This is a genomic window from Mycolicibacterium flavescens, from assembly GCF_001722335.1.
GTDB classification, from domain to species: Bacteria; Actinomycetota; Actinomycetes; order Mycobacteriales; family Mycobacteriaceae; genus Mycobacterium; species Mycobacterium flavescens.
This window is the reverse complement of the sequence record NZ_MIHA01000013.1, coordinates 169970-179116: the sequence shown is the minus strand read 5'-3', so window position 1 is coordinate 179116 and position 9147 is coordinate 169970. Positions and strand designations below refer to the sequence as shown.

General features: G+C 69.5%; 7 protein-coding genes and 1 pseudogene. 1 reads left to right on the top strand and 7 read right to left on the bottom strand.

Going from position 1 to position 9147, the window contains the following annotated elements:
- Nucleotides 1-77 (top strand): annotated as a pseudogene (locus tag BHQ18_RS30550) (SAM-dependent methyltransferase); the annotation flags it as partial.
- Between the two features lie 1385 nt (nucleotides 78-1462).
- Here BHQ18_RS30550 and ccsB read toward each other — a convergent pair.
- From ccsB to BHQ18_RS18375, 7 genes are all read right to left on the bottom strand, one after another.
- Entirely contained in the window at nucleotides 1463-2440 is a 978-nt protein-coding gene (ccsB, locus tag BHQ18_RS18405) for a c-type cytochrome biogenesis protein CcsB (RefSeq protein ID WP_069415070.1), read from the bottom strand.
- Nucleotides 2440-4071: a cytochrome c biogenesis protein ResB gene (resB, locus tag BHQ18_RS18400; protein ID WP_084294136.1), complete on the bottom strand. Its 1632-nt coding sequence runs from the start codon at nucleotides 4069-4071 to the stop codon at nucleotides 2440-2442. Before resB ends, ccsB begins: the two co-directional genes overlap by 1 nt.
- Nucleotides 4068-4859, bottom strand: coding sequence for a cytochrome c biogenesis CcdA family protein (locus BHQ18_RS18395; protein WP_205866137.1), 792 nt, complete (start codon nucleotides 4857-4859; stop codon nucleotides 4068-4070). Before BHQ18_RS18395 ends, resB begins: the two co-directional genes overlap by 4 nt.
- Nucleotides 4856-5452 carry a TlpA disulfide reductase family protein gene (locus BHQ18_RS18390; RefSeq protein ID WP_069415069.1) on the bottom strand — a complete coding sequence of 199 codons (597 nt, stop codon included), beginning with the start codon at nucleotides 5450-5452 and terminating at the stop codon, nucleotides 4856-4858. Before BHQ18_RS18390 ends, BHQ18_RS18395 begins: the two co-directional genes overlap by 4 nt.
- Complete coding sequence (locus BHQ18_RS18385) at nucleotides 5449-6114, bottom strand: histidine phosphatase family protein (protein ID WP_069415068.1); 666 nt, start codon at nucleotides 6112-6114, stop codon at nucleotides 5449-5451. Before BHQ18_RS18385 ends, BHQ18_RS18390 begins: the two co-directional genes overlap by 4 nt.
- Nucleotides 6111-7427, bottom strand: a complete 1317-nt coding sequence (gene hemL, locus BHQ18_RS18380) for a glutamate-1-semialdehyde 2,1-aminomutase (protein ID WP_069415067.1) — start codon at nucleotides 7425-7427, stop codon at nucleotides 6111-6113. The genes BHQ18_RS18385 and hemL overlap by 4 nt, the downstream gene beginning before the upstream one ends.
- A 70-nt stretch (nucleotides 7428-7497) precedes the next feature.
- Nucleotides 7498-9021 carry a cadherin-like domain-containing protein gene (locus tag BHQ18_RS18375; RefSeq protein WP_165614573.1) on the bottom strand — a complete coding sequence of 508 codons (1524 nt, stop codon included), beginning with the start codon at nucleotides 9019-9021 and terminating at the stop codon, nucleotides 7498-7500.
- Between the last annotated feature and the right edge of the window lie 126 nt (nucleotides 9022-9147).

Sequence of the window (9147 nt, the reverse complement as noted above, 5' to 3'; positions counted from 1 at the left end):
GCATCACCTCGCCGGAGAAGGTGCGTACCCGCACGCTGGACCGCGTCCGCGACCTGCTCGCCACGCACCCGGCGCTGCGCAGCCGCCCGCTCCGCCGGCCCCGCCCGGTCCGCCGTGGCCGCCGTTGCCGCCCAGGCCGAGCCAGATGCCGGCCCGTCCGCCGATACCGCCGTTTCCGCCGTCACCGCCCGCTCCGCCGGCACCGCCGTTGCCGTCGGGTTGGGTTGTCCCCGGGGTGCCCGAGCCACCGGCGCCGCCGTTCCCGCCCACGCCGCCGTTGCCGGCGAACCAGCCCGCATTACCGCCGTTACCACCGGTGCCGCCGTCGGCGCCGGTCGCACCGGCCCCGCCGGCGCCGCCCGCGCCACCGGAGCCGAAGATCCAGCCGCCGTGGCCGCCGTTCCCGCCGCTCTGCCCCGGCGCCCCGGCGCCGCCGCTGCCGCCGAACCCGAACAGCAGACCGCCGCTCTGACCGTCCTCGCCGACGCCGCCGTTGCGGCCGTTGCAGACCAGCCCGCAGCGGTTCTGCACCTGCAGACCGCTGAGGATGATGTCGAGCGTGACCGCGGTCTCGCCCTCGAAGAAGCCGTCGGATCCGCCGAGGAACGGAACCGTCGTCGCGTACACCGTCGGGGACGCGATGAACGAGGTGCGCACCAACCCCTGCTCCGCCCCGGCAGAGTCGGCCGGATCGGGAGTGCCGCCCTCGCCGACGACCCCGAGCACCGCCCACGGCGCGAGCGCGCCGTCGATGCTCGGCGGCGGGGTCGCGGTGGGCGCGACGGTCTGCGGGCTCAGCGCCGAAGCCTTGGCGCCGGCGATCGACAGTCCGGTCGTCACATAGGGCCGCGCCGACGGTCGGGCCGGGGACCAGGAATCGTCGGCGACGGGCTGCTGTTGCGGTCCCACTGCGATGAACAGCGCGGGTGCGCCCAACCCCATCGCGACCGCCACCGCCCCCACGCGTCCGATGTACGTTGCGTGCACCTTCAGCTACCCCTCTTGTCGCTCGGGGCGTACCCCTCGAAGCGGTTCGACTGCCGCGCAGCGCGTTTGCCGCCGAGTGGGCGGCGCAACCCGCTGCGGGCATCTCGACCTCCCCCGGTCGACAGTTGCTGGAACCGCTTTTCACGCCCTGTTCCGGCAGTATCACAGCTAATGTTCGCGAAAGCTAGAGTATTCGCCCAACTGGTTACAGCTTTTGCCGAAGAGCTAATACTGTCGCGTGACTCAGATGCGGAACTGCCTGTTGAGATACGTTTGTATTGCGACTGTCTGGATCTGCAGCTATTAAATTGACACACGCTTCAATAGCGCGGATTTTTGCACCCTGCCCGAAAGCGGTTGTTCTAGCAACTAAATGTCTGCTGCTTGCGAAGGCAACGACATTCCGCTCGTCAGCGTCGCTCCAGCAGCCGGATCCGGGACCGGAGCCGTCGTGGTAACCGTCTTTGCGGACGGGTCAGCCGACCCCGGCGTACGAGTGCAGGCCCACGGTGACCAGGTTGATGAAGAACAGGTTGAACACCATCGCGGCGAACCCGACGACGTTGATCCACGCCGCCTTCTTGTCGCGCCACCCGGCGGTCGACCGCGCGTGCAGATAGGCGGCGTACACCACCCACGCGATGAACGACACGGTCTCCTTGGGGTCCCAGCCCCAGTAGCGGCCCCAGGCCTCTTCGGCCCAGATCGCCCCGAAGATGACGCCGAAACCGAACACCGGGAACGCGAAAATCGTGGTGCGGTAGGCGATCCGGTCGAGGGTCTGAGCGTCGGGCAGCCGGGCGACGATGCGGCCCAGCACGTTGTCCGGGTTGCGCTGCGGGTCACCGAAGCGCGACATCTTCAGCAGGAACAGGATGCTGGCCACACCGGCGACCAGGAACACCCCCGAACCGAGGCTGACCACCGACACGTGGATCGGCAGCCAGTAGGACTGCAGCGCCGGCATGACCGGGGCGGCGTTGCTGTAGAGCCACCGTCCGGACACGGTGAGCAGGATCAGCACCGGCACCAGCACGAACACCCACAGCGCCCGGTACTGCGGCCGGCGCAGCACCACCGCCGCGGCGAGCAGACCGCAGAAGCTGGTCAGGTTGATGAACTCGTACATGTTGCCCCACGGCACGCGGGAGGTGGCCAGACCGCGCAGCACGATGCAGGCCAGCAGCAGCACGATGCCGAGGTAGGTCAGCGCCAGGCCGGCGCCGCCGATCCGCTCGTCAACCGGCTTCTTGGGCGCGTCGACCACGACGCCGGGTCCCTCGCCCGCGACGCGTCCGGCGCCGGCGGCGACGAGTTCGCGGTCCTCGGCCTTGCGGCTGCGGTTGTACGCCAACTCGATCGCCAACAGCAGCAGTGCACCGACCAGCACCAGCACCGACGACGTGAACGCCCAGTCGGAATAGCGGGCCAACCCGATGTCGATCGTGTTCATCAGACCTTCTCTCCTGCGGGCTGTGCCGACGTCGCATCGGGCAGGAGGCGTTGCGTCAGCCGCTCGAACTCGTCGCCCCAGCCGGAGTTGTCGGTGCGGGCCAGCCCGCCCAGCTCGACGGTTACGGTACCCGGACCTGCGGGGCTGATCCGAATCCAGACGCGGCGGCGACGCACCACCAGCGACACCAGCAGCCCGGCCATCATCGTCATCGCGAACACCAGCACCCACAGCTGCGCGGGGTCGTGGGAGACCTGCACGTTGATGAACGGCACCGCGCCGTCGAAACGCACCACGGTGCCGTCGTCGAGGCGCGTCGACTCCCCTTCACCGAGGTTCACCCGCGCCTTCTTGACCAGCCGGTCCTGCTCGATCAGGCGCGGGTCGAGGGTGAACAGCGACTGCGGCCGGCCGGTGTCCAGGCCGGTGTCGCCGCGGTAGATGTCGACCGCGACGCCGGGGTCGTTGAGGGCCGGGAAGCTCGACGACAACAGGGTGCCGTGCAGCAGTTGCGTCGGCGCGAACAGGCCCTGGATCGCGATCTGGTTCTCGCGGCGGACATCGGCGTCGGGATAGGTGCCGCCGGGCGGATCGAACCGCATCACTCCCGACGACAGGAACGTGACCTGGTCCTCGGGGCGCCACTGCACGGTCTGGGTGCGGGTCTGCCCGTCGGGATAGATGACGGTGAACGTCGGCGCGTAGCCGTGGCCCTGCAGGTAGATCCGGTCGCCGCCGACCCGCAGCGGATGGTTGACCCGCAGGTGGTACGGACGCCAAGTGCCGGTGTCGAGGTCCTCACCGGCCTGGTACTCGATGTCGGCGGCGAACGAGGTGGCCTGCCCGGACGGCAGGTAGTCGGCCTGGAAGTCGTTGACCCGCAGGCAGATCGGATGCAGCGACGTGCCGTCGACGGTGTTGCCGGCACGGAACGAGTCGAACGCCGCGGGTGAGGCCGAGCAGAAACCGGGCCCGCCGTCGGCGATCACGATGACCTGGCCCTCGTAGCCGAACAGCTTGCCCGCGGCGACCGCCACCAGCAGACCGAGCAGCGAGAAGTGGAAGACGATGTTGCCGAACTCGCGCAGATAGCCCTTCTCCGCCGAGACCTCGGTGACGTCGTCCTTGCGGCGCGTGACCGTGCGCCAACCGCGCAGCCGCTCGGTGACGTCGGCCGCCAACGCCTCGGGTTCGGCGACCACCTCGGCGCTGTCGTGTTTGGGCAGCCGGCCCAGGTTGCGCGGCGCGGGCACCGGGGTCGCGCGCATGCTGCGGAAGTGGTCGATCAGTCGCGGGGTCAGGCAGCCGACCAGCGAGACGAACAGCAGCGCGTAGATCGCGGTGAACCAGAAGCTGGAGAACACGTCGAAGGCCTGAAACCGGTCCAGCCACGGCCCCAGCGTCGGGTGCTCGGCGATGTACTCGTTGACCTTGGACTCGTTGAGGTTCCGCTGCGGCAGCAGCGCCCCGGGGATCGCGCCGAGCGCCAGCAGGAACAGCAGCACCAGCGCGGTGCCCATCGACGTCAGGGTCCGCCAGGTGTTCCGGAACAGCGCGAGCAGACGCGGAATCGCACGTTTGGAGCCCGATGCGCGCGATTCTGTGTCTACTCGCGGGGAGGAACCGGTCATATCGGCAGGGTCACATCGCTGACGAAAGCGTCGCGGACCCAGGAGACGAAGTCGTTCCAGACCCCGGTCACCAGCGCGGTGCCGACCACGATCAGCAGCACACCGCCGATGATCTGGATGGTCCGGGTGTGGCGCCGCAGCCAGGCCATCCCCTGCACCGCGCGCGCCGACCCGAACGCCAACAGCACGAACGGAATGCCCAGGCCGAGGCAGTAGGCGATGACCAGCGCGACACCGCGGGCCACGTTGGAACCGTCGGTGGCCGAGGCCACCGCGATCACCCCGGTCAGCGTCGGCCCCAGGCACGGCGTCCAGCCGAGCGCGAACACCGCACCCAGCAGCGGCGCCCCGCCCAGCGTCGAGATCTGCCGCGGAGTGAACCGCGCCTCGCGCTGCAGGGCGGGGATGAACCCGACGAAGACCAGACCCATCACGATGGTGACCACCCCGCCGATGCGTTGCAGCAGAAGCTGGTTGGTGATCAGCGACGTGGTCATGCCGAGCACCGCGACGGTGCCCAGGACGAACACCACCGTGAACCCGGCGACGAACAGCGCCGCGGCGCCGGCCACCCGCACGCGGGTGGTTCGGGTGGCCACCACCCCCTGGGCAGCGCCGGCCGGCGCGTTGTCGACGCCGACGACCGCGGCCAGGTAGCTGAGGTAGCCGGGCACCAGCGGCACCACGCACGGCGACGCGAACGACACCAGCCCGGCCAGCGCGGCGACGAGGAACGCCAGCAGCACCGGGCCGCCTGCCATCAACTGGTCGATCTGGTCGAGGTTCACGCCGACGGCTCCGGTTCGGCGGCGAGCCGTTCCACCACCGGCTGCAGGTCCTCGGCGAGCACCTCGCGCAGGAACACCGCGGCGACGCGGTGCTCGCGGTCCAGCACGACCGTCGACGGGATGACGGTCGTCGGGTAGCGGCCACCGAACGCGATCATCGTGCGCATCGGCGGGTCGTAGATCGACGGGAACGTGATCCCGCGGTCGACGATGAAGTCGCGGGGTGCCTGAATATTGTTGTCGCGCACGTCGATCCCGAGGAACGCGACCCCCTGCGACTGGGTGGCGTCGTACACCTTCTGCAGCTGGGTGATCTCGGTGCGGCACGGCCCACACCACTGACCCCACACGTTGATGACAACGACCTTGCCCGCGAAGTCGTCGAGCGAGATGGTCTTGTTCTCGTCCATCAGGTCCGGGCCGCTCAGCGGGCCGGGGCGGCCCCGGTCGGCAGGCGGGTCGTAGAAGATGTCGGTCTGGCCGCCGGGGGCGACGAACTCGAAGGTGCCGCCCTGGGCGACGGCGTCGTCACCGGTGGAACAACCGGCCAGCGCGAGAAACCCCGCGCAGGCCAGCAGAATCCACCGCTTCACTGCCCGGCCAACTCCGCGTAGCCCCAGCCGACATAGGTGTCCCCGTGGAAGTAGAACGACGTCACCGACGCCAGGTTGCACAGCCGCCGGGTCGGAAAGTGGTGCAACGGCTGACCGGTCATCGCGCGGCGCAGCGTCTCCACCGGCAGCTGGTGGCTGACGCACACCGCCTCGTGGCCGGCCGCCTTCTCGCGGGCGCGGTGCACGGCGCCGGTCATCCGTTCGGCGATCTCGCGGTACGGCTCACCCCAGGACGGGGTGCGCGGATTGCGCAGGTGCCACCAGTTGCGCGGGTCGCGCAGCGCGCCGTCACCCGGCGAGACCCGCTGTCCCTGAAAGATGTTCGACGATTCGATGAGTTCGTCGTCGGTGTCGACCGAGAGCCCGAGCCCGGCCGCGATCGGCGCCGCGGTCTCCTGCGCCCGCTCCAGCGGTGAGGCGACGACATAGACGATGTCGCGCGAGACCAGCCAGTCCGCGACCGCCTGCGCTTGCGCGCGACCGCGCTCGGACAGGTGGTAGTCGGGCAGCCGGCCGTAGAGGATCTTGTCCGGGTTGTGCACCTCACCGTGCCGCATCACGTGCACGATTGTCTGATTGGTGCCTCCGGCACCGGGCGTCTGATTGGTGCCTCCGGCACCGGGCGTCTGATTGGTGGTCATACCGGTGCGACCGCCTCCGCGGCGGCGCGGGCCGCCCCGGGCAGGGCGTCGGCGATCCGCTCGAACGCCGCGTCGTCGAGAGCCGCTGAGACGAACCAGGTTTCGAACGCGCTCGGCGGCGGATACACGCCGGCGTCGAGCAGGGCGTGGAAGAACGGCGGGAACCGCCAGGTCTCACTCGCGCGGGCCGCCGCGAAATCGTGCACGGGCTCGTCGGTGAAGAACACGCTGAGCATGTTGCCTGCACGCTGAACCTGGTGCGCCACACCGACTTCGGTCAGCGACGAGGTGAGCAGGCCCGCGAGTCGGTCGGCGTTGGCGTCGAGCTTGGCGTAGACGGCGTCATCGGCGGCCCGCAGCGTGGCCAGCCCGGCCGCCATCGCCACCGGGTTCCCCGACAGCGTGCCTGCCTGGTAGACCGGCCCCAGCGGCGCCAGCCGTTCCATCACCTCGGCGCGGCCACCGAACGCGGCCGCGGGCAGGCCGCCGCTCATCACCTTGCCGAACGTGAACAGGTCGGCCTCCACGGGATCGACGCCGTACCACCCGGAGCGGCTGACCCGGAAGCCGGTCATCACCTCGTCGACGATCAGCAGCGCACCGTGCTCGGCGGTGATGCGGCGCAGGTCGGCGTTGAAGCCGGGCCGCGGCGGGACGGTGCCCATGTTGCCCGGCGACGCCTCGGTGATCACGCAGGCGATCTCGTCGCCGAAGCGCGCGAAAATCTCCTCGACCGCGGCGACGTCGTTGTAGGGCGCCACAATCGTGTCGGCGGCGGCGGCGCCCGTCACCCCGGGCGACGACGGCAGCCCCAGCGTCGCGACCCCGGAGCCGGCGTCGGCCAGCAGCGCGTCGCTGTGCCCGTGGTAGCAGCCGGAGAACTTGACGATCTTGGCGCGGCCGGTGAAGCCGCGGGCCAGCCGGATCGCGCTCATCGTCGACTCGGTGCCGGAGTTGACCAGCCGTAGCCGCTCGACGGGGCCGACGCGGCCGATGATCTCGGCGGCCAGTTCGGTCTCCGACGGGGTGGGCGCGCCGAACGACAGCCCGTCGGCGGCCACCTTCTGCACCGCCGCGACCACGTCGGGGTGCGCGTGGCCCAGGATCATCGGACCCCACGAGCACACCAGGTCGACGTAGCGGTTGCCGTCGGCGTCGGTCAGCCAGTAGCCGCTGGCCGAGGTGATGAACCGCGGGGTCCCGCCGACCGAGCTGAACGCCCGCACCGGGGAGTTCACCCCACCGGGGATGACGGCCGCCGCGTCGGCGAACAGCCGCGCCGACTCCTCGGTGGTGATCTGGTCCGCACGCATGGCCCCCAGTGTCCCAGCTGCGCCGATCCCGTCAACTACAGGGTGTAGTGGTAAGGGGAGACGGTGCCCGTCAGTCGAGCAGCGGGGCCAGGTTCATCACGCGGATGGTGCCGCCGTCGCGGTCCGTCACGTAGGCGCGGGTGCCGTCGGGGCTGACCGCGATCGACGACGCGACCACGTTGACTTTCAACGTCTTGATCACGGTGTTGGTGGAGGTGTCGATGACCGACACCGAGCCGCCGAACTGGTTGACGACATACGCCAGCGTGCCCACCGGGCTGATGGCGACCTCGAGCGGGGTGCTTCCGACCGCGATCGTCTTGATCACAGCGTTGGTCGCCGTATTGACGACCGAGACGGTGTTGCTGTCGGCATTGGCGACGTAGAGCCGGGTGCCGTCCGGGCTCACCGTCACGCCGGTCGGGCTGTTGCCGACACCGATTTCGACGCTGGCGCCGTTGGGCAGCGTGCGGGTCTTGCGGACGTAGTCGCCGGTCCAACTGGCGACGTAGACCCAGTCACCGTCGGGGCTGACCGCGATTCCGTAGGGCCCGAAGAACAACAGCCTGGTCTCGACGACGGTGTTGGTCGCGGTGTCGATCACCTGCAGCATGTTGCTGCTGCCGACGTAGAGCTTGGTGCCGTCCGGGCTGAACGCCAGCTCGTCGGCACCCTTTCCCGCCCCCGAACCGACGGGAATGGTCGCGGTGACCGTGTGAGTGGCGGTGTCGATGACGTTGACGGTGTAGTCGTCGTAGTTGGTCACGTAAACGCGCGTTCCGCTCGGGTGGACGGCCAGCTTCCACGGGTCGTTTCCGACGGGGATGGTGGCGATCACGGCGGTGGTGGCCGTGTCGATGACCGAAACAGTGTTGGAATCTGCGTTGGTGACATACGCACGGCTGCCGTCGGGAGTGAAGTCGACGTCCAGCGACCGGTCGCCGACGTCGATGGTGGCGATCACGACCGGGCTGAGGGGCTGGCCCACGGGGATGTCGATCACGGCGGTGTCGCTGTGGTGGATGCCCGGCCGCAGCAGGTCGGCAAGGCTGTGCAGGTGCAGCCCGCGGTCGGTGTACTTGACGACGAACCGGTCGCTGCCGCCGATGCGCGCGAGCTCGTCGGTGGGTGTGTAGGTGAAGGTGCCGTCGTTGTTGACGACGACAGTCCCGTGCTCGGGCGGTTCGACGACGGTGAAGGTCAACTCGTCGCCGTCCGGGTCCGCCGCGCGCAGATCCCCCGTGATCGACGTGATTCGGCCGTCGACTTCCACCGTCTCCACGTTCTCGGCAGTGCGGTACGCGCAGACCGGAGTCTGGTTGAAGAACGTGCGGCCGATCTCGCGGCGCACCCAGGCCAACACCCCCCACAGGGCAGGTGTCCTGGCCGGCGCCGTGGGGCTGGGCCCGAGCCCTACCCAGCTCAGCACCGTCGTCACCACGTGAGACAGCAACCGGACCGGGTGCCGCGGCGTGGCCGACGAATTAGGGTCGGGTTCTGCAACCGCCACCCCCGGTGTGGGCGAGACCGCCGTGACGATGCCCAGGGCCAGGCCCAGCGCCCCGAAGCGGCCGATGCATCTGGTGGTGTTCATCATGTCCCTCCATGGGTTTCGCGTGCGGACGAGTCACTGTGGAATCGAAAACTATTTCCCCGCAGAACAATCGGCGCGGGACTCATGAATGGGGTAGCCGATTACCCCACGCCACCCGCCGTCGAC

Coding starts and splice junctions, on each gene's coding strand:
- ccsB (WP_069415070.1), bottom strand. CDS start 2,440: ATGAACACGATCGACATCGGGTTGGCCCGCTATTCCGACTGGGCGTTC.
- BHQ18_RS18375 (WP_165614573.1), bottom strand. CDS start 9,021: ATGAACACCACCAGATGCATCGGCCGCTTCGGGGCGCTGGGCCTGGCC.
- hemL (WP_069415067.1), bottom strand. CDS start 7,427: ATGCGTGCGGACCAGATCACCACCGAGGAGTCGGCGCGGCTGTTCGCC.
- resB (WP_084294136.1), bottom strand. CDS start 4,071: ATGACCGGTTCCTCCCCGCGAGTAGACACAGAATCGCGCGCATCGGGC.
- BHQ18_RS18385 (WP_069415068.1), bottom strand. CDS start 6,114: ATGACCACCAATCAGACGCCCGGTGCCGGAGGCACCAATCAGACGCCC.